21 protein-coding genes and 1 pseudogene are annotated in these 22,177 nt (G+C 30.3%); 21 read left to right on the top strand and 1 reads right to left on the bottom strand.

The features are described 5' to 3' along the window. Positions 1 to 44 precede the first annotated feature (44 nt). The gene (locus Y10_RS11250; RefSeq protein WP_281765485.1) at positions 45 to 1,067 is read left to right on the top strand and encodes a cytochrome-c peroxidase; all 1,023 of its coding nucleotides are present in this window, start codon (positions 45 to 47) and stop codon (positions 1,065 to 1,067) included. Positions 1,068 to 1,128: 61 nt separating this feature from the next. On the opposite strand, the pseudogene Y10_RS11245 reads toward Y10_RS11250, so the two are convergent. After that, a pseudogene (locus Y10_RS11245) lies at positions 1,129 to 1,332 on the bottom strand (TPM domain-containing protein); the annotation flags it as partial. 141 nt (positions 1,333 to 1,473) lie between these two features. Between Y10_RS11245 and Y10_RS11240 the strand changes: the two are divergent. The 20 genes from Y10_RS11240 to Y10_RS11145 all read left to right on the top strand — a co-directional run bounded on the left by Y10_RS11240 (position 1,474) and on the right by Y10_RS11145 (position 22,175). After that, positions 1,474 to 2,076, top strand: a complete 603-nt coding sequence (locus Y10_RS11240) for a hypothetical protein (RefSeq protein WP_281765484.1) — start codon at positions 1,474 to 1,476, stop codon at positions 2,074 to 2,076. A gap of 200 nt (positions 2,077 to 2,276) precedes the next feature. Then, positions 2,277 to 3,014, top strand: a complete 738-nt coding sequence (locus Y10_RS11235; protein ID WP_281765483.1) for a DUF3667 domain-containing protein — start codon at positions 2,277 to 2,279, stop codon at positions 3,012 to 3,014. A 46-nt stretch (positions 3,015 to 3,060) separates the two neighbouring features. Then, a complete protein-coding gene (locus tag Y10_RS11230; protein WP_281765482.1) occupies positions 3,061 to 3,864 on the top strand; it encodes a hypothetical protein in 804 nt (267 codons plus the stop codon). Between the two features lie 81 nt (positions 3,865 to 3,945). Then, complete coding sequence (locus Y10_RS11225) at positions 3,946 to 4,713, top strand: hypothetical protein (protein WP_281765481.1); 768 nt, start codon at positions 3,946 to 3,948, stop codon at positions 4,711 to 4,713. Between the two features lie 982 nt (positions 4,714 to 5,695). Beyond that, on the top strand, positions 5,696 to 6,661 hold the full coding sequence (locus Y10_RS11220) for a hypothetical protein (RefSeq protein WP_281765480.1): 966 nt from the start codon (positions 5,696 to 5,698) through the stop codon (positions 6,659 to 6,661). A gap of 127 nt (positions 6,662 to 6,788) precedes the next feature. Beyond that, complete coding sequence (locus Y10_RS11215) at positions 6,789 to 7,418, top strand: hypothetical protein (RefSeq protein ID WP_281765479.1); 630 nt, start codon at positions 6,789 to 6,791, stop codon at positions 7,416 to 7,418. Positions 7,419 to 7,443: 25 nt separating this feature from the next. Then, a complete protein-coding gene (locus Y10_RS11210) occupies positions 7,444 to 7,947 on the top strand; it encodes an endonuclease V (protein WP_408733616.1) in 504 nt (167 codons plus the stop codon). 193 nt (positions 7,948 to 8,140) lie between these two features. Continuing rightward, positions 8,141 to 8,671: a hypothetical protein gene (locus Y10_RS11205; protein WP_281765477.1), complete on the top strand. Its 531-nt coding sequence runs from the start codon at positions 8,141 to 8,143 to the stop codon at positions 8,669 to 8,671. Positions 8,672 to 8,957: 286 nt separating this feature from the next. Continuing rightward, complete coding sequence (dcm, locus tag Y10_RS11200) at positions 8,958 to 10,193, top strand: DNA (cytosine-5-)-methyltransferase (RefSeq protein WP_281765476.1); 1,236 nt, start codon at positions 8,958 to 8,960, stop codon at positions 10,191 to 10,193. Then, on the top strand, positions 10,156 to 11,463 hold the full coding sequence (locus tag Y10_RS11195; RefSeq protein WP_281765475.1) for an MvaI/BcnI family restriction endonuclease: 1,308 nt from the start codon (positions 10,156 to 10,158) through the stop codon (positions 11,461 to 11,463). Before dcm ends, Y10_RS11195 begins: the two co-directional genes overlap by 38 nt. Positions 11,464 to 11,649: 186 nt before the next feature. Continuing rightward, a complete protein-coding gene (locus Y10_RS11190; RefSeq protein WP_281765474.1) occupies positions 11,650 to 12,054 on the top strand; it encodes an RHS repeat-associated core domain-containing protein in 405 nt (134 codons plus the stop codon). Further along, entirely contained in the window at positions 12,020 to 12,766 is a 747-nt protein-coding gene (locus Y10_RS11185; protein ID WP_281765473.1) for a hypothetical protein, read from the top strand. The genes Y10_RS11190 and Y10_RS11185 overlap by 35 nt, the downstream gene beginning before the upstream one ends. Before the next feature lie 239 nt (positions 12,767 to 13,005). Next, positions 13,006 to 13,623, top strand: a complete 618-nt coding sequence (locus Y10_RS11180; protein ID WP_281765472.1) for a hypothetical protein — start codon at positions 13,006 to 13,008, stop codon at positions 13,621 to 13,623. A gap of 164 nt (positions 13,624 to 13,787) precedes the next feature. Beyond that, positions 13,788 to 14,141 (top strand): hypothetical protein, encoded by a 354-nt coding sequence (locus Y10_RS11175; protein WP_281765471.1) that lies wholly within the window; start codon positions 13,788 to 13,790, stop codon positions 14,139 to 14,141. A gap of 362 nt (positions 14,142 to 14,503) precedes the next feature. Then, entirely contained in the window at positions 14,504 to 15,223 is a 720-nt protein-coding gene (locus Y10_RS11170) for a hypothetical protein (RefSeq protein ID WP_281765470.1), read from the top strand. 365 nt (positions 15,224 to 15,588) lie between these two features. Next, positions 15,589 to 16,218: a DUF922 domain-containing protein gene (locus tag Y10_RS11165; RefSeq protein WP_281765469.1), complete on the top strand. Its 630-nt coding sequence runs from the start codon at positions 15,589 to 15,591 to the stop codon at positions 16,216 to 16,218. Positions 16,219 to 16,529: 311 nt separating this feature from the next. Continuing rightward, a complete protein-coding gene (locus Y10_RS11160; RefSeq protein WP_281765468.1) occupies positions 16,530 to 16,871 on the top strand; it encodes a hypothetical protein in 342 nt (113 codons plus the stop codon). Positions 16,872 to 16,889: 18 nt separating this feature from the next. Further along, positions 16,890 to 17,723, top strand: a complete 834-nt coding sequence (locus Y10_RS11155; RefSeq protein ID WP_281765467.1) for an ankyrin repeat domain-containing protein — start codon at positions 16,890 to 16,892, stop codon at positions 17,721 to 17,723. Between the two features lie 562 nt (positions 17,724 to 18,285). After that, the gene (locus Y10_RS11150) at positions 18,286 to 19,503 is read left to right on the top strand and encodes a tyrosine-type recombinase/integrase (protein ID WP_281765466.1); all 1,218 of its coding nucleotides are present in this window, start codon (positions 18,286 to 18,288) and stop codon (positions 19,501 to 19,503) included. 92 nt (positions 19,504 to 19,595) lie between these two features. Continuing rightward, positions 19,596 to 22,175: a hypothetical protein gene (locus Y10_RS11145; RefSeq protein WP_281765465.1), complete on the top strand. Its 2,580-nt coding sequence runs from the start codon at positions 19,596 to 19,598 to the stop codon at positions 22,173 to 22,175. The last annotated feature ends 2 nt before the right edge of the window (positions 22,176 to 22,177 follow it).

Raw genomic sequence — 22,177 nt, 5'->3', positions numbered from 1 at the left:
GCTTGTGCCCGTTTTGCAAGCAGCCTTTTCTAAATAGGAGTGTTATGATTAAAAAGTTAATGCTGATAGTAGCAACCGGTTGGTTAGTGTCTTGTACTAGCACTAATGATGAATTAATAGTAACAGACAACCCTGAAATTGGAGTTACAATTCCAGAAAATTTCCCGGAACTAAATACTGCGGTGTATAACAATATGCCTACAGAACACGGGGTGGCATTAGGGAAACAATTGTTTTTTGATAAACGGTTTAGTACAGATAATACCATTTCTTGCGCTAGTTGTCACATTCAAAGCAATGCATTTGCCGATGCTAATACCCAAGCAATTGGTGTGGAAGGTAGAGTAGGGTTACGCAATGTGCCCCCAATTCAGAATTTGGCTTTTATGAATTTTTATAATTGGGATGGTAGCAAACTACAATTAGAAAAACAATCGTTGGTACCTATTATAACCCATGAAGAAATGGACTCTTCTATTTTAGAAGTAATAGGAAAGCTATCTGAAGATGCTTTGTATACCCTATTGTTTAGCAACGCCTATGGGGATAGTGAAATAACACCTGAGCGAATTTATAATAGTATAGCACAGTATGAATATACCTTAGTTTCTGCCAACAGTACATATGATAAAGTACAAAGAGGAGAAGGCATTTCTTTTACTGAAAGCGAAGCACGTGGGTACAATACTTTTCAGCAAAAATGTGTGAGTTGCCATAGTACAGCCTTGTTTACCGACCAAAGTTTTAGAAATATTGGGTTTCCTATAAATACCAGTGTAGATGAAGCAGGAAGAGCAAGGGTAACCGGCAATATGAATGATTATATGAGTTTTAGAGTGCCTACCTTACGAAACATAGCTTATACGGCACCATACGGTAGTTTTGGTCAGTTTGCTACGTTAAAAGAGGTCTTAGATTATTTAGATGAAGGAGTTTTGTATGCAGATAATTTAGACCCTATTTTAAAAGATAATAATAACCGTATTCCACTTACTGAAACAGAGAAATCAGATTTAATAGCGTTTATGAATACACTAAGCGATACAAATTTTATAACAGCCGATTAAGTTTTTGATTAAGTAGGAGGGATGTAGTTTAATTTTGTGACCTAGAAGTAGGTTCACCTAACTATTCCCATTTTTCAATGAATTGCGTTATTCCCTTTTTGATACCTTGGTAAGGTTTTCCCTTTTTTAGCTCAGGTATAATAACCGATTGTATTACTTCGCTACAAATTTCATTTGTTAATACAGTTTGGGTTCCGGTGCCTGTAGCAATACCTATTTGTCGGCAGGGCATGCATACCACCATGGTAAGACCATTATTTTTATTTGTGGCACCAACAGCCCTTTCTTATCTGCAAGTTGGTGTTTTTTGTTTTTATAAGAAATAGAAAGGCGGATAGCTACAAAAGTTATTAATGTTATATTTATACTTAATTATGATTAGAGCCATAGAATAATGAAGGATTTTATGAATTTTTTACGAGCTAGCGGCCAGTTAGTTTTCATCGTATTATACATACTTATAGGAAAGTTAGTATTTCAATTTAAGATTCCAGGCTATAAAATAGTAACTGATGGTGATGAAGGTTTTATTGCTTTTTTTTACTTCTTGTTAATAGTATTAGGTTTAGGGTTGCTGTTAAATTCATATATTTTTCTTTTAAAGGGGCACTGGAAAAAATTTCGTATTGCTGTTATGCTTATTGTATTTGTGTTGGCTTTAGTTTTTGGTGTACCAAGTAAAGTTGTAAATAGTTTTTATTTTGGAGAACAAGTTTCAACGTATAGTAGTATCCAAAATGAAGATCTTATTTGGACAGATATTAAACTATTTGAGAATCATAAGTTTCTGTATTCTTCTTCATTGGGAGGTGAAATAATGGTTGAAAATATAGGGACCTATGAGATGAAAAATAACTCTTTGAAATTGTTTTTTGAAAATAAACAATTTGATTATAGAGAAGAATATTACAAAGTGTTATATGAAAATATAGGAACAGAGTATACTCTTGATAATGATACATTAGTATGTGAAAACTGTAAAAGTGATATTCAATTAATTAAAAGGTAAAAGATAAAGATATGATTACCCCACTACTCAATAGCGATATAACAATAAAAATATACAACGCCCACCTTTTTAAAAGAGGTGGGCTTTTTTACAGCAAATAGTTTTAACTAAGAAACTTCTTACTATATTGCAATTACAATTTATTATTAGCAGTTATAAAAGAAGCTCTTATTTTGTAAGAAGCGCTACATAAAAATGTAATGAATACGAATACAGATACAGCACAATGCCAAAAGTGCGGAACAAAATTTAGTGGGGAGTTCTGCGCTACTTGCGGAAACCCGAAAACATTGAAAAGAATTGATGGGCGCTATGTGTTATCGGAAATAGAAAGTGTACTAAACTTTGATAAAGGGATTTTCTATACCATAAAAGAACTGATTGTTAGGCCTGGTAAAACAGTACATAAGTTTATTAATACTGATAGAAGCGGACTTGTAAAACCATTGTCTTTTGTAATTATTTGTTCTTTTTTATATACCATAGCACAACAGTTTTTAAGGTTTGAAGATAAGTATGTAAGTGCAGGTGGTTTAGGAGACTCTTCTGTAGGCGTTATTTTTGAATGGATACTTAAAAATTACGGATATACAAATATCTTAATGTCGGTTTTTATTGCCGGGTGGATAAAGCTATTTTTTAAAAAGTACAGGTATAATTTTTTTGAAATAGTAATACTCTTGTGTTTTGTAATGGGCATAGGTATGTTATACTATACCGCCTTTGGATTATTAGAAGTTATTACTAATATCAATGTGCTAAAAACAGGGGCAGTACTAAGTTTTATTTACACAGCCTGGGCAATAGGACAGTTTTTTAATCACAAGAAAGCACTTAGTTACATTAAAGGGTTAGTAGCTTATGTGTTGGGGATGATATCGTTTTATACGCTGGCAATGTTGTTAGGCTTAGCCATTGATTTAGTAGCTAAGAGATGATGAAAGAACCAACGATTTTTAACTACTATCTAAACAACTATAACCAATGAATACAAAACCAAGAACAGTAAAATTAACTACTATCTTTAACTTATTTAAAAGGAAACCAATACCCATGTTTATAGGCTTTCTTTTTACGCTACTTCCTGTTTTTATAGTAACGGTTTTGGTAATTGTATTTTCTATTATAGGAAACGATACACCATCGGTTAACATTGACCTTATAAAAGAAAAAGGGACAGAAAAAACGGCAGAAATAACAGATTTAGATACTCAGTATAACATTACTATAAATAATGTTAACCCTACCATTATTCACTATACGTATGAAGACAATGGTAAAACCATACAATCTAAATACCGGGTATTAGAGAAAAGAAAAATAGAAGACCTAGAAATAGGCAGCGCTATTACAATAAAGGAGTATGAGGGAGACAGCATCATTATGGGGCTTAAACCTTATGATTTTGGAATTTGGTGGATTTTATTATTACCAATTCCATTTTTATTTATTGGTCTGCCGTTACTTATCTATTCCATTTTACAAGTTAGAAAGGAAGTAAACCTTTATAAATACGGAACATTAAGTAACGGTAAAATTATTTCTATGATGCCCAAATCAGGACTTCCTATTACCAACATAGGACAGGGGGTTATTATACATTATGAGTACGAAGTAAACGGAACCAAAATGATTGGGGAGTCTATTACCACTGATTTTTCTATTATCAGTAATAAGAAGAAAGATGATATGGTACCAATTTTTGTTGCTACTAAACAGCCTAACAAAACATGTATAGTACCTAAAATTGAAGCACTTAAAAATAATTGGAATGTTCAATTTGATTAGGAATAAAAATTCCACTTCTCTGGAGAATAAAATAGAATATTGTGTATTTTTATACGGATATCAGGATTTGCCATCATTATAATGAAAAATCTACTAACATTAGTTTTTACATTCATAAGTCTTTGCCTATTTGCCCAATCTGAAAATAGGCAAAAGAAGATTGACACAGTTGATGTGACTTATAGCATATACAAACTTTTTTCGGATATTAGACTGCAACAAGAAATCTCGGAATTAAAAATAGAATTTGACACAATAACTAAATCGGAATTTGAAATTTATAGAGAAAAATACGGGCAAAAAATTGACACAATTTCAAACACTACAACAAGTAGAAAAAATTGCTTTTCAATACGCATAGCAGATACAATTTTCAAATTCCCAAGCATAATGGGCAGAAGTCACTATTATGGCGGATTTTATCCAAAACTAAAATGTCATTTAGTTAAAGTTGCAGGAGAAGGAATTTGTGAAATGTTTTTGATTGACCAAAAAACTGGAACTGGATTGGCTTTACCAGCTTTTTATGATGGTAGTTGCAATCAGCCAATGATATCAAATGATAACCAATTTTTAATGACTTACGGGACTTGTTCAGAAGGCAATGGTTGTTTCAATTATTACGAACATATTTCAATGATTTCGATAATTAATTTAAAAGACACTAATTCAATAACTGAATTAACAAACTTTAGAGTCATTGGAATTAATGACTTTGCTATAAAAGACATTTTTTGGATAGATAATAATTTCATTGTTTTAAAAGTTTTCGATGAAATTGCATTTGACGAAAAAGGACATGACTATCTAAAAAATATTAGATATATTAAAGGAAAAATAAAATGGTAAAAAGTACTGGTGGCAACAATGTATATAGCAAATAGGCGAGTCAGTAGTAAATTCACTGGTCGTAGCCCACTTCAATTTCGTGGTGGATTGATAAAATATTTCGGATAGAGAATAATAACGAGCCTGTGGAGAAAACACCAACTCGAAAAATTGATTTTATTCAAATAACAACCGATTGAAACGCCGATCCTGTTCTGCCTAAAGTTAAATTGATTATTGACGGAACTGACTTAATAGTAGAAATTTTTATAAATCATTACGTGTTCGAAAATTATAAAAAAAGAGACAAAGTTAAAATATGAATTGGAATTTAAGCAAAGATGTTTTTAAGTATAGACGGATGGAAAACAGACAAAATTAAAATAGATAATATGAAGTTATTTTATATATTTTTTTTTGCATCAATCAATCTGCTTTTGTTTTCATTTATGACACAAAAACTAAAGTTAAACGATAGATTAAAGGCTATGTTTGCAATTTATATTCTAGGGATGATAATTGTTCACTTTGTAAATCCTTTTGGTTTGTCTATACCAAATAAACTGTTCTTCATTTTATTAGGTTTTAGTACTGTACTTATAGTCTTTTACATTATGCCCAAAATTGTAATTTTATTTAATGATTTACAGCAAGATGAATTATTATATAAATGGTATGAATTTTGGATGACTTATGTTATTTATACGCTTATTTTTGTATTTCAATGTGCTACAATTATCCAAAACTAACATGTCATTTAGTGAAAATAGCAGGAGAAGGAATTTGTGAAATGTTTTTGATTGACGAAAAAGGACATGACTATCTAAAAAAATATTAGATATATTAAAGGAAAAGTAAAATGGTAAAAAGTACTGGTGGCAACACCGTATAACCTCAATCATAACAAGTTCTACTACTTCCGAATACTAAAACAAGAATTTACCTCAAAACAAGACAAACTAAACTAATAACATACGGTTATACAATACCGTTTTACATATTTATGACTTTCCAAACGTATAGAAACATCATTGTAGGGATTTTAATATCAGCTATGATTATCAAGGCAATATTTGACATGAGAAATGACCGAAAAAAAAGTAAACAGAATAAAAAGCGTATGGAAGATTTTGTACAGCAAAAAATGAAAAATGATTATCCTGAAATTCATAATAAATTATTAAACGAAAGAGTTACAGTAACTGAAAACAAAATTTATATAACCAATCAGAAACAAAACCTAAGAAATATTGATTTTGAACTGCTTCCTGTATTTGAGTTTAAAGAAGAAAAACCAGTTATAGAAATTTATGAAGATGATAAACTGATACGAAAATTTGTAATTGATACAAAGAATGATAATCCAGATTTAACAGGACAATTTTTTCATAGCTCTATCAGAATTAACAGAAATTCATCTGTTCAAATTGACGGAATTATTTCAGACAACCCAGATACCCATGAAGAAAACGGAGAAGGAATTAGATTTCAGCCTTTTTTCTTATCAGATAGAGAAGAAATGAATGCATCACTTGTTGGAAAAGGGATGTTTCAAAGAGGGCTTCATTATGCTGGGCTGATTTCATCAGGGAATACACGATTAATTTGCATTTGTGATTTCTGTTCCGCAAGTTTTAGTGTACAATTCTATCATGCTGGGTTCTCAGAAATTCAGTATTTCTATTCAAGTAACAGCAAGGAAACATTACTTGTAAGATACGAAGCTATTAAAGATTTACCTGCTCAAACGCAGAATGAAATAGACCCAAACAAATTGGCTGAAGTTGAACGTCAGTTACCTAAAACAAAAGATGGAAGTTTTAAGTATTACAATAATTTCTGTTGTCCAAAATGTAGTAAACCTTTCATTAATTTTCAGGAAAATAAAGAAATACGACCTAATGAATATTATGTGAATGTTTATATCAATGAAAAACCAATTTCATATGTAAAAAATAACGAGGCATAATATCAATTCCAGTTAACACTATGTTAATCAGTGATTATCTTAAAGTTCTTCTTCTCTGGAGCATAAATAGTAATATTATGTATTTTTATGGATGTATAATGAGCTACCAAACATTTAACCGCATACCATGAAAAATACGGAGGAATTATTTGATTATTTTTATAAACACACTTCCATTGAAATTCCGGAAAACATAGTGAAATTTTATGAGAAAAATCAAAATGAAAATTCACAGTTCATAAGACTTTTTAATTCTCAAATAGAATCTATTAAAAGAGGGAGTAAACCTGAGTTAAGTATTTTAATTTCGGAAAAATTTGCTTTAGAAATTTTAAAAGTAATAGATGAAATTCCAATAGAGGAGCGCTACGATAAGCTATTTCAAAAACTTGAAGTTTATGACACTTCTTTTTATAAAGGAAGGAAAATGACGCTGTCATTAGATTCTGTAAAATCTATTATTGAAGAAATTTTAAGCTATTTAAACGATTATGACTATAAAGAGAATAGATTTAAATTCCCACTAATTCAAAAAGCATATGAAAACCTTACGTCAGATTACAATGAAATGAAAGTGATATTAATTTTATATTCAGATTGTGGTGGTGAAGGTGGCATAATTGTAAGAGGTAAAAATGTAGGATGTAACTCTGGATATCCATTTAACGAATCCTCTGAAATAGAATTTAATGGAGAAACTATTGAATACAGTGGTTACTTTTTTGAAGAACACGAAAAATTACACAAACCAGTGTAAAAAATTTCAAACATTAATAAACATAATGATATTAGTATTTGACACATATTACTATAATGACAATGCCAAAACCATTTGCTTAAGTTTTGAAGACTGGAATAAAGAAGATTGCTTTAATGTTTATTCGGAAACCATATCAGGTATAGAAGAATACGTTTCGGGAGAATTCTATAAAAGAGAACTTCCGTGCATTTTAAGCTTAATTTCACAAATTGATTTAGATAAAGTGCACGTAATCATTATTGATGGCTTTGTGTATTTAAATGACAATAACAAATATGGGTTAGGAGCATATTTATATGATGCTTTAAATAAAGAAATTCCTGTGATTGGTGTGGCTAAAAGAGACTTCGCATCAATTAATAAAAACAGGGAAGTTGTGTTTAGAGGGATAAGCCAAAACCCATTGTTTATTACTTCAGTAGGAATAGACCTAAAAACCGCTTCGGAAAGAATAAAGGAAATGAATGGTGAATTTAGAATACCAACTTTACTTAAAGAGGTGGATAGACTAACAAGAGAGAAATAAAAAACGATTTGGTAATAATGGTGGTCGTTGTACAACTATAAACGGTTCTTTTATTAGTAACAAAAATAGTGATTTCTAACTTTTAAATAAGGAATAAAAATTCCTTTTACATTGGGTTTAAAGAGAAATATAGTGTATTTTTATACAGCTATAAGAGTTAACCACAAGTTGGGCAAAAGAACAAATATAGCATATGGCAAGCAGTTTTATTTACATTAATGATTACGGATTTTGGGCAAGAGATGGATTTGTTGAAGCTATGCAATTGTGTCTAGTAAATGAAATCGAAAATCAAAAGCTTGATTCAATTGATTGGATTAATGATTACAAAATTGAATTAGCATTACAATCATTACCTTTGATTTATGGTGGAATGTCGATGACACTTGAAAATTTTCTGACAACGAATGAACGTAAAGCTCAAATCGTAAAATTAATAGATATAATAATTGAGAAAATTGACTTAACTGACAATTATATAACAGGAGCTAATTTGCATGAATTGAGAAAAAGAGCAATGACAATGCTTTCTGAAACCGGAAATTTGAACTTTAAGAGTCAAAAAGAATTAGATGAAACAGTAAATGACTCTGGATGGAATAAATCTGATCAAATTGCAGATGTGAAAGACAGATATCAACATGCATTTAAACTTTTAAAAAATCTAATCAACGATGAGATGAAAACAACTGCATCTTCACCAATTGATTATTGGAATTATTAAAGAGCAGTTGCTAACAATGGTAATAAATAATTACTTGTTCTCGTATACTTACTAAGTTAACCGCTAAACCACTCAATTGTTCTTAGACAAACCTTTGTTTTTCATACTGAAACCCAGCAGAAAAATAGTATACTTGGTTTTTTCTATACTAATAATCCTACCCAAAAGAACAAAAGAGCTGTTTTTAGCCAACATTGTACTTAATAATCGTTGAAAAAATTGTTAAGAAAACAAGCAAATAATTGCCTGAAAAAAATTATATTCTGCGCATATTTGGAAAATGAAAATGAGCAAAAAATATTCGGACATTAGAGAAAAATTAAAAATCGTTGTAGATAAGAAAACTACTAACGAGATGGCTTATTTAACTCATTATTTACAAAATCAAAAAAATGGAGTTTATCAATATTACAGACCAGCAGCAAAGGAATATTTAGCTGAATTACACGAAAATTTAGAGATAGCTCAAGAACCAGATTTTCAATATTATTTACCGATAAAATGGGATATTCCATTTCCACCACCAGAAAACCCAACCTTCAAATTCATCGACCTTTTTGCAGGAATTGGAGGAATTCGACTTGCATTTCAAAATAATGGAGGGAAATGTGTTTTTACTAGTGAATGGGATTCTTTTGCAAAAAAAACATATGAAGCTAATTTTGGAGAAGTTCCTTTTGGAGACATAACCCAAGTTTCTGAAAAAGAAATTCCAGACCATGATATTTTATTAGGCGGTTTTCCTTGTCAACCTTTTTCCATTGCAGGTGTTTCAAAGAAAAATTCTTTAGGCAGACAACACGGATTTTTAGACAAAACCCAAGGAACATTGTTTTTTGATATTGCGAGAATAATTGAGCATAAAAAACCAAAGGTTTTTATGTTGGAGAATGTAAAAAACCTTGTTTCTCACGACAAAAAGAAAACTTTTAAAGTTATTACTGAAACACTAACAGAACTAGGCTATTCAATTCATTATAAAGTTTTAGATGCAAAATATTATGTTCCTCAACACAGAGAAAGAATCATAATTGTTGGGTTTAAAAAATCTGTTTTCAAAGAAAAGGAAACTTTTGAATTTCCTAAACCACCAAATGTAGAATTGGCAATTAGAGAAATTTTAGAAAAAAAAGTTGATCCAAAATATACTTTGTCTGATAAACTTTGGAATTATCTTCAAGAATATAAGAAAAAACATCAAGCTAAAGGGAATGGCTTTGGTTTTGGACTAACCGATTTAAATGGAGTTTCTCGTACTTTAAGTGCAAGATATTATAAAGATGGCGCTGAAATACTGATACCACAAAAAGGAAAAAATCCAAGAAGATTAACACCTAGAGAATGTGCCAGAATTCAAGGTTTCCCAGATAAATTTATTATTCCTGTTTCTAACAATCAAGCATATAAGCAATTTGGTAATTCTGTAGCTATGCCATTAATACAAGCGATTGGAAAGAACATTGTAAAAGAACTTTTGAAAATCAATGAACCTAAAAAATCTAAAGTCGCTATTCATCAATAATAGTTGTGATGAAATCTATATAAAAAGACTTGCACCAAACGACAATTCAAAAAACCAAGTTTATTTTGGAGGTAACTTTGAGATACTTAATGTTCTTCCCATTTCAAGTATAGAAACAGTTGAGGCTGGAGATTGGAGACGAGAACGTTTTAAAGCTTCATTAAATTTTTCTTGGATAACAGACGAGGGCAACTTATCACCTGCAAAGCATACTCAATTGATTCTTTACCCTAAATATCCAGAAGTGAGATTTTCAGGTTTTCTTTTAGGTTCTAAAAATGCACCTTCCGAATTAATGACTCAAAGAATCGCAGATAGACTATTGTTCATTGGAGTTGGTAAAAGTGGAACTGTTTTGGGCTACGTTGCTCATCCAGAATCTGAGATTGCAAATGAATTCGCATTAGAAAAGAATTTGGGAGAATACGGTGTATTTTCAATAATCGAATTACCACGTACAGCAAATAATCGTTTTGTCTTATTACAAGAACTAGCACGAATTCATAATCAAGGTTGGATAGATTCAAAACGATTAGATTCTGAAGGTCATATTTTGCCTTGTCGAGCATCAAATTGTGGAGGTTATACGCTTGAAGCTGAACTAGGTGTTACACCAAATGGATATTCTGAACCTGACTTTTTGGGGTGGGAAATCAAACAATTTGGCGTTAAAAAATTCGAAAACATAAACTCTTCTGTAATAACATTGATGACACCAGAACCTACAGATGGACTTTATAAATCTGAGGGAACAGAATACTTTATAAAAACCTATGGTTATCCAGATAAACTTGGAAGACCTGACCGAATGAACTTTGGGGGTGTTCACAAAGCGGGAGAATTACATCCAACGACCAAATTGGAAATGAGGTTAATTGGTTTTGACCAAGAAAGCGGAAAAATCAGAAATTCAAACGGAAGTATTTCATTAATTGACCAGGCTGGAAATGAAGCGGCTTCATGGAGTTTTTCATCTATGCTCTTACATTGGAACAGGAAACACGATAAAGCTTGTTATGTTCCATCTCTTTCCGATACAAGAGGAGATAGAAAATACAAATATGGTAACAACGTGATTTTGGGGACTGGAACGGACTTTCAACTTTTTCTTGGACAAATGGCAAACGGAAATATTTATTATGATCCAGGAATTAAATTAGAAAATATGTCAACGAACCCCAAAATTAAGAAAAGGAGTCAGTTTAGAATTAAATCAAGGTTTCTAACAAACTTGTACAAAAAAAATGAAATTATAAATCTAACTGAATAATAACAACGCCAAAAGTCATGCACATTTGCAATTCCTCAGCTCCCGTTACTGTCTCGCGAGTAGCGGCAGAAATGAGAAAGATATACAAAGCCTACCTTTTTAAAAGAGGTGGGCTTTTTATTTGTAATAGTTTTAATTTAAGAAACGTCTTACTATATTTAAATTGATAAAAGTTTACTATTTGATTTGCTTATAACTAATAACTATTATTACGGTGCCCGCTATTACAACCCTAAAACCAGTATTTGGTTAAGTGTTGACCCATTAGCGGACGATTACCCGGGGTGGTCTCCGTATAATTATTGTATGCAGAACCCTGTGATGTTGACAGATCCTACGGGGATGGGAGTTTTTAATCCTGTGTATGGTTCTGATGGGAGTTATAGAGGAGATACTATTGAAGGTTATACAGGAGAAATATTAATATTTGATGGTACGACTAATAATTCAAAAGGGTATGTAATAGGAAATACAGCTAGACATTATTATTATAGTACTGGTAAATATTTATCTAGTAATAATATATATAAGAGTTTAATAGCAAAATATAAAAGTTATGTCCCAAAAGCTTGGCTACCGTTTGTACGATAAGTATCAATATATAATGGTTCTTTTAATTCTTTTAATTTTTAATGACTGTACTCCAAAGAAGAAAAGGAGTGTTGAAGTTGATGTTGTAATAAATTTTACTTCATCAGTTGGTGAATTAAAAGAATATAGGATTGATGGAGAAGAAATTTTTTTCAGAAAATTAAAAGGGGAAACTGAATTTTATAGAAAATTTAAAAGTAAAAAAGTTTCCAATTATCTTAAAAATTATGAATTTAAGGATATGAAACTACCAAATTCGGAAGCGGATAATATATATATAAATAGTTTCGATAAAGATGGTATTGAAAGGAAGTTTAGAAATGACTACAATCTTGTGTTTATGATTGATTCGTTGCTTAGACATGAAAAACAGATAAAAGTATCTTACCAACCATTATTTAGTTCTTATTTTGTTTTAAAAGGAATAGAAAATGATTCAATTAACCTTTTTATGACTAAAGGTTTTTATTTCTTAACTGAATTAATATCCAAAAGTGGGTATTTAGGGACTTATAAAAATGAGATTGATGAGAAAAATAGTGCTGTGAGAAAAGTGTTTTATGACAACCTCAGTTTAATGAATAATGATATTATTGATGATATGTTTATTGATATATCATTAAATCGCTTGTATTTGGTTAAAAAGGATAGCGTTATGAAATATGAGATTGATTTTAATGTAGAAAATTTTATAAATAAGATACGAAATTAACCCCAGCTCCCGCTAGCGTCACGCTAGTGGCAATATGAGTAAGAAAGATATACAGAGCCCACATTTTTAAAAGAGGTGGGCTTTTTACGGGGTGGTCACCGTATAATTATTGTATGCAGAATCCGGTTAATTTGATTGATCCGAATGGGATGGCACCATTTACAACGATAGTATCAGATAATGGAGATGGAACATATACTGTTCAAGATTGAGTTGATGATGGTAAAACAGATGTTGTTTTGGAAGATGGGACAAAAGTAGGAGAGTCTTTAACCACACATTCATTTGTAGCTAATGGTAAGGCTGTTAAGGGTACAGTCATTGATACTTATTCTAGTGAGGGGGCATGTTTTATAGAGAATGAAATTATTGGAGCAGATCCCGAGATAATCCCTTATATGTGGAATGGTCGTGGAAATAAACCATATGATTTCAAAACCAGAGATATCAAAGAAAATAAGGGAGAACAATCAGCGTTACAATATATGTATAGAGGAAGTATGACTTCAGATGGAAAAATGGCATCTGCACGAGATTTTGGTAATTTGGGAGCTGGAATTGTAGCTGGAAGGTTTGGTCTGGGCTGGGGAGGCTCTCGTTTTGGCTTTGATGCTTTACAATCTTGGCAAGATTCAAGACTTGAAAGAGGTTATCTTGAAATTGGCGATGGATATTTAAGTTATATATTTTTTAACTTTACTTGGTCAGTTGAAGGTATACCAACTCAGAAAGCTCAGTATATAGGTTGGTTAATTGGTGTTGAATTGTATAATAAGGATATTGAAAAGTTGTATCAACCATATAAAGCACCAGCTAATCAGGTTTATTGGACTACTTATCCATATTATAGACCTTAACGATATAATACATTATATTTAAATAAAAATTAATACTAATGAATAATAGAATCTATTTTTTATTTAAAACAATATTCTTATCATTAATATTTAGTAGCTGTATAGATGATAGACATGATTTGATTTACCTATATCCCAGAGATAAATCACAGGTAATTACAGTGATGACTAATTACAGCAGTAAAGAACGAATTATTTCAGTAGGCAAATTAAAATCTTTCGAATTTTTTAGTGAAAACTTTGTTATTCTTGATATTAGTGGTATTTATTTGGATGCAGATGAAATTGGTGTGTGTTGGAATAAGAATGGACACAAATGGGAATTGGTAAATGATGGAGCGATAATAAAAGAGAATAAGCTGGATGCTACTCGATATATATTCAGAAATCATTTGTTTGAAGATGAAAAAGGTATTCCCAATATTGGGTATTATATAGAAAATCAGTGTGGTACTGTAGGAACCGTAGAAGGTGTAATCTATCAAAATGATTCCGATATTATAATTGAATATGATTGAAATATTTGAAGAGAGTTCAAAATGCCCTAACAGGGAGAATTATATAATAATCTAGTACTAGTGCACTTTTGTAAAGTATGTCTATTTTATGAGATATTTGTTATATAAAATAATGTTTTGGATAACTTTAATTTCAACTACTATTACGTTGCACGCTACTACAACCCAAAAACCAGTATTTGGTTAAGTGTTGACCCATTAGCGGATAAAGGATTAGAGTTTTCTCCATACGTTTATTGTTTAATATTCCGGTTAGCATGGTTGATCCTATGGGATGAGTGTTGAAGGGGATGCTACTGATCCTCCTCTAAAAAATATTCAAATTAATGAAAATGGTGTCAAAGCAATTAGATAAAATTATTATGAAAAAGTATTATATAATATTATTATTTCAACTACTATTTTCAAGTGTTTATGCTCAAACTGGTTTTAATGATTTTCTTTCAAGACTGAATATGTCTAATAAGGATACTTTGACATTTTCAGAGAGTAGAAAGGTTGTGGATAGCTTAAATTTTGATTTAGTAAAAACTAATAGTGATTTAGTTTATAAACATCCTCAGAAGGATTTAGAATTATTGTTTATTAAATTAAAGGTTTATAAAGGTGTTTCAATTTATGGTGTTCTATCTACTGAATCACCTATTTTAAGCATGGAAAATTTAACTATGAGTGGAATTAATTCATTTTTAGTTATAGATGATAATGAAAAGTTGATATATATTTTGATGTATAATAATGAAGGTTCGCCTATATCTTCTTTGGAAAATAATAAATATGTTATACAAACAAATTTTCAATCAAATTTAAATCAGATTGTGCTAATAGATAAAAATTTTGAACCTATTTCTAGTGTATTAATTGATTTTGATCAAGAAGATTTACTTAAAATAAAAGTATCTTATATTAAAACTTCAGATAAATGGTCAAAATCTGTAAACGATATTTCATTTAAAAATTATTATGTAAGAACTGTAAGCTATAATAATATTATTCAAATATTGTTAACTAAGGATGTAAATGGTGCATTTAGTCCATGCAACAGTACTGATGATTATTACTTTTTTATAAATCTCTATTAATAATTGGAATGACTATAAGGGTTTTTTAATTTCTAAGTTAGTGCGAGGGTCTCGCTCGTACTCCCTAACAAAAAATAACAAAAACGTATGGTATAGAAGCCGTGCGCTTTTATTTGAATTGTTGGCAGTTATAAAGATGGGGATCCCGAATACAAGGAACAAAAGACACTTATGATGCCAATGGTAATCAATTAGAGATTAAGCAGATGGTATGAGAGTTTTTAATCCTGTGTATGGTTCTGATGGGAGTTATACAAAATTCGTATCCCAATATGATTAAAAGGGTAATTTGATAGTGCAAGATTGGTTGAATGAACAAGATGAACTAACGCACCAAATGTCTTTCGAATATGTTTACAACGAAAATGGAAATTGGATTTCAAAAAGAAAAAGTCAAATGGAAAATTGGAATTGGTTTGGGAAAGAAAAATAGAATATTAATAATTTTTCTGCAATTATTCTCAAGTATTGTTTTCAGTCAAGAAATAGAGAATGATACTATCCTTTTATGGCAACTAGATAGACCTTTAGAATGGATAGATTTTCAAGGAAAAGAGAAAATAGAACCAAATGTGACACATAAGAGTGATGCTGTAACATCAGTAAAATTTTTATTTATAAGCATGTCGAATAGTGAGGGAATCATATATCCCTATCCGGTATGTTACTTTTTAAAAAATATATCATGGACCATATCAAATTCAACAAGTTTATTAAATCATGAGCAAACACATTTTAATATATCTGAATTATATGCTCGGAAGATACGAAAGGAATTTTTAGAACTGCTAAAGAAAGAGAATATTATTCAAGAAGACTATGAAAAAATTTCAAATAAATATATAAAAGAAGTTTATGAAAGGCATATCTTATATGATGAGGAAACTGTACATGGTAGGATACAAGAAGCACAGAACGAATGGGATAAGAAAATTAGAAAAGAACTTGAAGAGTTAAAAGAGTTTGAATTTGGTCCACATAAATTATCCGAATAATTAATATAGTAATTGGTAATGTCCCCAGCTCCCGCTAGCGTCACGCTAGTGGCGGTATGAGTAAGAAAGATATACAGAGCCCACATTTTTAAAAGAGGTGGGCTTTTTACGGGGTGGTCTCCGTATAATTATTGTTTGCAGAATTCTATTAGATATGTTAATTTAAATGGTTTGGAACCTACCCCGTATGAAGCCGCACTGATGGCAGCTGATGTATATAATCCGGGTTCAATACAATTAGTAGGGGATGGGAATTATCATATATAATTGATTATGATCAAAATAATGAAAATAATGGGTTAAAAAGTACGATGTATCAAAGACTAAAATCTGATGGTACTTTTGAATATGCATACATATATGCTGAAACAGAAGATTTTTTTGTAATAGATGGATCACAAAATTTAAAACAAGTAGCTGGGGCTTCTGAACAATACGACCGTGAAGCTAAATTGGCTAGAGAAATGTCAAAAGATTTTGGAGATATTGAGTTAACGTTCGTGGGTCATTCTATGGGAGGGGGGGGTAATAAGTTTTGGGCGGCTTACATGATTGGAACTGTTATTGAGACAATTAAAAAAAACAATCAGGCCACCCAACATAAAGGAAGTGGTAATGATGAAATTGTTAAAAGTCCTCGAAATATGTATTAATAATAAAATATTTACACCATGAGTTTAAAAACTTTGAAAAACCTTGTTTTATTTAATTCTTTCTTATCCATTTGTTGTTTGGCATGTTCAATGGAAAATGCTATGCCGGGTTTTCGCTTTAGTAATTTTGAAAAAACTCCAAATTGGGAGCTTGCCTTAGCAGTTAAAAATAACAATGTAAGAGAAATAGAAAAGCAGATTAAGGATTATAATGTATCTATTGATTTTCAAGATCCTAAATATCATATGACACTACTAGCATTAGCTATAGTGAATGATAAAAAAGATGCTTTTGATTGTTTGTTAAAGCATAGAGCTAATCCTAATTTAGTTATAGGAAATTACTATGATATAACACCTTTTATGTGTTCAATAGAATATAATCAAAAATGCAATAATTATTATTTTGAAACATTATTAAAAAATGGAGGTAAGCCGAACTTTGAAATAGAATATAATCATAATGGGCGTATAAGAAAGTCTTCACCCCTTTTATTGGCAATAAAAGCAAATGATGAAGTTGGAAATTTTTGTGTTGAAATGGTCAAAGAACTTTGTGAGAAGGGAGCTGATATGGATACATATGAATATGATAAAATGACTGATTTTCAAGAAGGTGTTATTTATTATTGCCTCTTTCATAAAAACATGCTTGCTTTACGTTATTTTATAATAGAGAAAGGAATTACAATACCTGAATATGTTTATACAACTGGGGGAGCTGGGCAAAGTACTATTCGTTATTATACATTGGAAGAAATGCTAAAAAAAGATAGCTTTAAGTTCAATTTATACAGAGCAAATGAAAAAGCGAAGCAGGATGTTTTAGACTATTTAGAAAAGGAAAAGTAATTTGATAATGTAAAATTTGAGTGAACTTTTAAAATATAAGGGTGAAATCCCCCAGTTTCCGCTACCGTCGAGCTAGTGGCGGTATGAGTAAGAAAGATATACAGAGCCACGTTTTTAAAAGAGGCGGCTTTTTATTGTTACAATCATAGTATTTCTAAAATACGTTAGCAATTTTAAAATAGAGGTTGTTTATTCTACTTTATAGCTATTTTGTTGTTTGCTGTGGTAAAATATTAGTATTATTTAAAAGATTGCTTTGAAGGGCTTCTAAAAGCTGTTTAACGAGTGTGTAATAACAGGGAGTAGATAAGTATTAAAAACAAGAAAGCCTTTGATTTCTCAAAGGCTTTGTTCTTGTGATCGCGACAGGATTCGAACCTGTGACCGTCTGCTTAGAAGGCATAAATTAGTTGCAAAACAAAAAAATAGCATCACAAAACAAAACACACTAAAAGACTTGTAAATAAAGAGTTTAAACTAATTTAATTAAACTATTTTTATTGTTTATTTTACGTTGTTGTGTTACATTTGTGTTACAAACGTGTTACAAAACGGCAACAACATGAAAGCTACAGCAGAAATTTACCTTGACCCACGACAAAAAGCAACGGGAAAATGTTCGGTTAAGATTAAAGTTACCTTTAATAGATTACGTAGACATTATACTACTGGTGTAGACCTTACCCCAAACGAATACGAAACACTATTTTCAGCTAAAAGAAGAACCCAAGAACAAAAAGCCACCCTTATCAAATTAGAAGCTTTTAAGGCTAAGGCTAATAAAATTATTGATGGGTTAGAAATATTCACGTTTGCAAAATTTCAAGAGGGGTATTTTGAAAGCAGAGACGTTAACAACGATGTATCATACGCATTTGATAAGAAAATTGCAGAACTAAAAGAAAATAGTAAAATAGGTACAGCCGTAACTTATGAATGTGCTAAAAAAAGTATTATTGATTTTAAACCAAACCTAACTTTCGCCGAAATAACTCCCGAACTGTTACGCAAGTATGAAAAGGTTATGTTTAAGAATGAAAGAAGCACTACTACAGTTAGTATGTACCTTAGAAGTTTAAGAGCTATCTACAACGCTCAAAACATAGATAAAACCCTTTACCCTTTTGGGCGTGGTAAAGATAAATACACCATACCAACCGCCAAGAATACCAAAAAAGCTTTAACCTCTGCTGAGGTTGCTAAAATCTATAATTACGAACCTGAAACGGATAGTGAAGCAATGGCACGTGATTATTGGATGTTTTTGTATTTATGTAATGGTATGAATGTAAAAGATTTTTGTTTACTGAAATGGGAAAATATAAACGATGAAATTTTAACCTATGAGCGTGCTAAAACCTCATCTACCAATAGTGATAAAAAAGGAATACGCATTGCTTTAAAAGATGAAAGCAAAGCAATCATTAAAAAATGGGGTGTGAACTCGTTAAACCAAAAAGCTTTTATCTTTCCGCATATTAACGAAACCATGACACCCGAAAGACAAAGGAGGGTTTACCAAGACTTAACCAAGTTGATAAATAAATACATTCAACGTATTGCCAAAAAATTAGAAATACCTCATCATGTAACTACGTACAGCGCACGCCATAGCTTTGCAACTGTTTTAAAGCGTTCAGGTACTAATATTGCAATGATAAGTGACCTGCTAGGGCATAGTGATTTAAAAGTTACTCAAAACTACTTAGATAGCTTTGAGAATGAACAAATACAAGCACAAACCGATGTACTAACGCAAGGGTTTAAAAAAGCGAATTAAAAAGTTTGTTTTTATACTTCACTTTTTTCACTAATTTCACTTTAACGTAAAAAAGGACACATTCAATAATGTTCTTAAAAAATAGTTACAAAATGGAGTATTTAGGCAATACAAATTTATTTGCTTCACATTTTATTATAGGTACTAAAGATTGCGAAACAAAAGCATACAACAACATTGCTTCAAGCTTACGAAAGTGGCTAGACTACAAAGACAATGACCCTTTTATGGGAAAGTACAGGACTAAAAATACTCAATTTGTTGACTTTTCACATTATATTGATATAAAAGCTTTTCAATCCATAATAACTGATTTAGTATTAATTTATAAAAAGGCTTATCCTTACTCTAAAAAACAGCATTTTCTAAATCATGTTTTTACTGAAACCCTTAATAGACTTGAAAGTTTTATTGAGACTGACTTTATACCTTATGGTACTCCTACTTTTAACTGTGAATATGACTTTTTTGTAGCTTCTACACCTAGTTATGAACGGTTAGAGTATGTTATAGAATCAAAATACGATATCGATTTTATAAAGCAATATTTCAAAACTATAATTGAAATAATTAATAACATAGATTTTGAAAACATTAAGCAACGTTTTAAAAGAACTATAACAGTGAATGAGCATTACAATTTACACTATGAGTATTTTAAATCTATTAACCCGAAATCAGATGAACTATTTTTTATAAATCATCAATTAGAAAAATTAGAGAAACGACTTGAGAAAGAATATAAGGAAATTGATTTTGATAATGACGGTAATTCGACGATAGAAGATTTTTTAAATGATGAAAACCGTAAAACCTTTTTTTTTAATAAAGAATATGCAGAGTATTTAAAAAATCGGAAATCTATTTTTCTAAAATTAAAAAATAAAGAATTTATAAATTATGAGGATGTTTTTTTTGTTCACTACCAATGCGACAATTTTAATGAAGGCGAACAAATTTCAGCGCTTTGCATTTATTCAGACGGAAAGGCAAAAGAATATTTAGGTAATGAATCAGAGAACATTAAAGACTTTACATTAAAAGTAAATGAATTATTAAGTGAAGGTTTAATATTAGTCCATTGGAATCAAGACAGACCTAATTACGGCACAGACCACATAAATAAACGATATAAAGAATTAACAGGTAAAAATTTAAATTTAGAATATCGAAATCAAATAAACTTAGCTGAATGGTTAATTTTTATTTATGGACAAGATTATATCTCACACCCTCGTTTAGATAATTTGGCTAAATTAAATCAGTTCTATGGAATTAGAGAAACAGAACTAGGACAAAAAACTTTTGCCACTAATAGACTTCTTTTATTAACTAAAATATATTTTAATGCCTTACATAAAACCTTGAAAACTAATATCAATGCGCATCAATCAAAAATAATAGATAATGAAAAAAAAGAATTAAAGACCTTAAGACGTAAGTTTGATATAGCTATTAACGAACTAGATAGCTTCTACCCAATTATAAATACTGCTTTTACTAAATCTTCAGAAAACATTAATTACTGTCTATTTAAAAAAAGTATTCGTGAATTAAACCAAACCTTTAGACTCTTAATAGGTCAAGACTCTATTGATAAGATTATATCTGAAGCAAAACTATATCTAAATGAAGAAGAACTAAAACGTTTTTATATTTATACTAAAGAACAAATTCAAGTAAGACAAAATACTTTGGATTTAATTATTGAAAGTCTTGATAGAAATTTAAGTGATGACGAAAACTTAAAATTAGAAGAAATATTTCATACACATTTAGAGGTTGGGCTAACATATTTACCTAGAACAAGTATTGAGCGAAATAAAAATTTCACAAATGATCTTATAGATGGAATCAAAAAATATTTCAATCTATTTGAAAGCAATATTAACAAAATCTATAACCACAATAGCGACTCAAAAAATGAAAAAAAGGAAAATCAAAAAGCTTTAAGACAAGGTTTAAGAGTAACAATTGAATTTTCTTATTTTAATTTATTAAAAGATTACTTAAATACTAATTTACTAGCTTCTGAGATAGATTTTATAAACTACATATCTAAAAATCAAGAGAAAGAAATTCAACAACTCGAAGAATCAACAGATTTTTACTTTGATGATGCTATAAATACGGATGAGGACTATCAAAATAAGATTAACCAAGATCATTATTGGTATTATCAAGAATATCAAAAATTTTTAGATGACAGAAGAAAAGAATTAGACGTAAACAACAATGAAATTCAAAGCGGAAAAATAACCAATATCCAAAGTACTCAAGAAAGTAATGAAATAAACATCAAACCTAGTATATCAGAAAATCATTTAGAAGAAATTTTAAATGTTTTAAACCCTTATTTTGATTCTAAAGAACATCAGCAACTACGAAATATACTAAGTAATTTTAGAGATACGAATAATAAATTATTATTTAAAGGTCAATCAAATAGACTTTCTGACACCTTTAAACAACTTATAGAAAAAGATATTATTATAGGTGTACAAAAGAAAGATATAATCGAATGGATTACATCTAATTTTAAGTATCTAAACAAAAAAACACCAACTGAGTTTAAATACAAAAGTGTTGAAGCTATAATCTCAGGAAATCAAACACCTTGCAAAAATCCATTAATTGAGATTATAAACGGAACAATTATAAAAAAGCATTAATA

This window comes from Neptunitalea lumnitzerae (assembly GCF_027924185.1).
Taxonomy (GTDB): domain Bacteria; phylum Bacteroidota; class Bacteroidia; order Flavobacteriales; family Flavobacteriaceae; genus Neptunitalea; species Neptunitalea lumnitzerae.
The sequence above is the reverse complement of the archived record's forward strand: the minus strand, read 5'-3'. Positions and strand labels throughout refer to the sequence as shown.

Bases quoted from the DNA above. Each gene is read 5' to 3' on its own strand.
- Y10_RS11195 (WP_281765475.1), top strand. From the start codon at position 10,156: ATGAACCTAAAAAATCTAAAGTCGCTATTCATCAATAATAGTTGTGAT.
- Y10_RS11230 (WP_281765482.1), top strand. From the start codon at position 3,061: ATGAATACAAAACCAAGAACAGTAAAATTAACTACTATCTTTAACTTA.
- Y10_RS11170 (WP_281765470.1), top strand. From the start codon at position 14,504: ATGAAAAAGTATTATATAATATTATTATTTCAACTACTATTTTCAAGT.
- Y10_RS11210 (WP_408733616.1), top strand. From the start codon at position 7,444: ATGATATTAGTATTTGACACATATTACTATAATGACAATGCCAAAACC.
- Y10_RS11160 (WP_281765468.1), top strand. From the start codon at position 16,530: ATGTATCAAAGACTAAAATCTGATGGTACTTTTGAATATGCATACATA.
- Y10_RS11220 (WP_281765480.1), top strand. From the start codon at position 5,696: ATGACTTTCCAAACGTATAGAAACATCATTGTAGGGATTTTAATATCA.
- Y10_RS11215 (WP_281765479.1), top strand. From the start codon at position 6,789: ATGAAAAATACGGAGGAATTATTTGATTATTTTTATAAACACACTTCC.
- Y10_RS11165 (WP_281765469.1), top strand. From the start codon at position 15,589: ATGGAAATTGGATTTCAAAAAGAAAAAGTCAAATGGAAAATTGGAATT.
- Y10_RS11225 (WP_281765481.1), top strand. From the start codon at position 3,946: ATGAAAAATCTACTAACATTAGTTTTTACATTCATAAGTCTTTGCCTA.
- Y10_RS11175 (WP_281765471.1), top strand. From the start codon at position 13,788: ATGACTAATTACAGCAGTAAAGAACGAATTATTTCAGTAGGCAAATTA.
- Y10_RS11205 (WP_281765477.1), top strand. From the start codon at position 8,141: ATGGCAAGCAGTTTTATTTACATTAATGATTACGGATTTTGGGCAAGA.
- Y10_RS11185 (WP_281765473.1), top strand. From the start codon at position 12,020: ATGTCCCAAAAGCTTGGCTACCGTTTGTACGATAAGTATCAATATATA.
- Y10_RS11155 (WP_281765467.1), top strand. From the start codon at position 16,890: ATGAGTTTAAAAACTTTGAAAAACCTTGTTTTATTTAATTCTTTCTTA.
- Y10_RS11145 (WP_281765465.1), top strand. From the start codon at position 19,596: ATGGAGTATTTAGGCAATACAAATTTATTTGCTTCACATTTTATTATA.
- Y10_RS11250 (WP_281765485.1), top strand. From the start codon at position 45: ATGATTAAAAAGTTAATGCTGATAGTAGCAACCGGTTGGTTAGTGTCT.
- Y10_RS11150 (WP_281765466.1), top strand. From the start codon at position 18,286: ATGAAAGCTACAGCAGAAATTTACCTTGACCCACGACAAAAAGCAACG.
- Y10_RS11240 (WP_281765484.1), top strand. From the start codon at position 1,474: ATGAATTTTTTACGAGCTAGCGGCCAGTTAGTTTTCATCGTATTATAC.
- Y10_RS11235 (WP_281765483.1), top strand. From the start codon at position 2,277: ATGAATACGAATACAGATACAGCACAATGCCAAAAGTGCGGAACAAAA.
- dcm (WP_281765476.1), top strand. From the start codon at position 8,958: ATGAGCAAAAAATATTCGGACATTAGAGAAAAATTAAAAATCGTTGTA.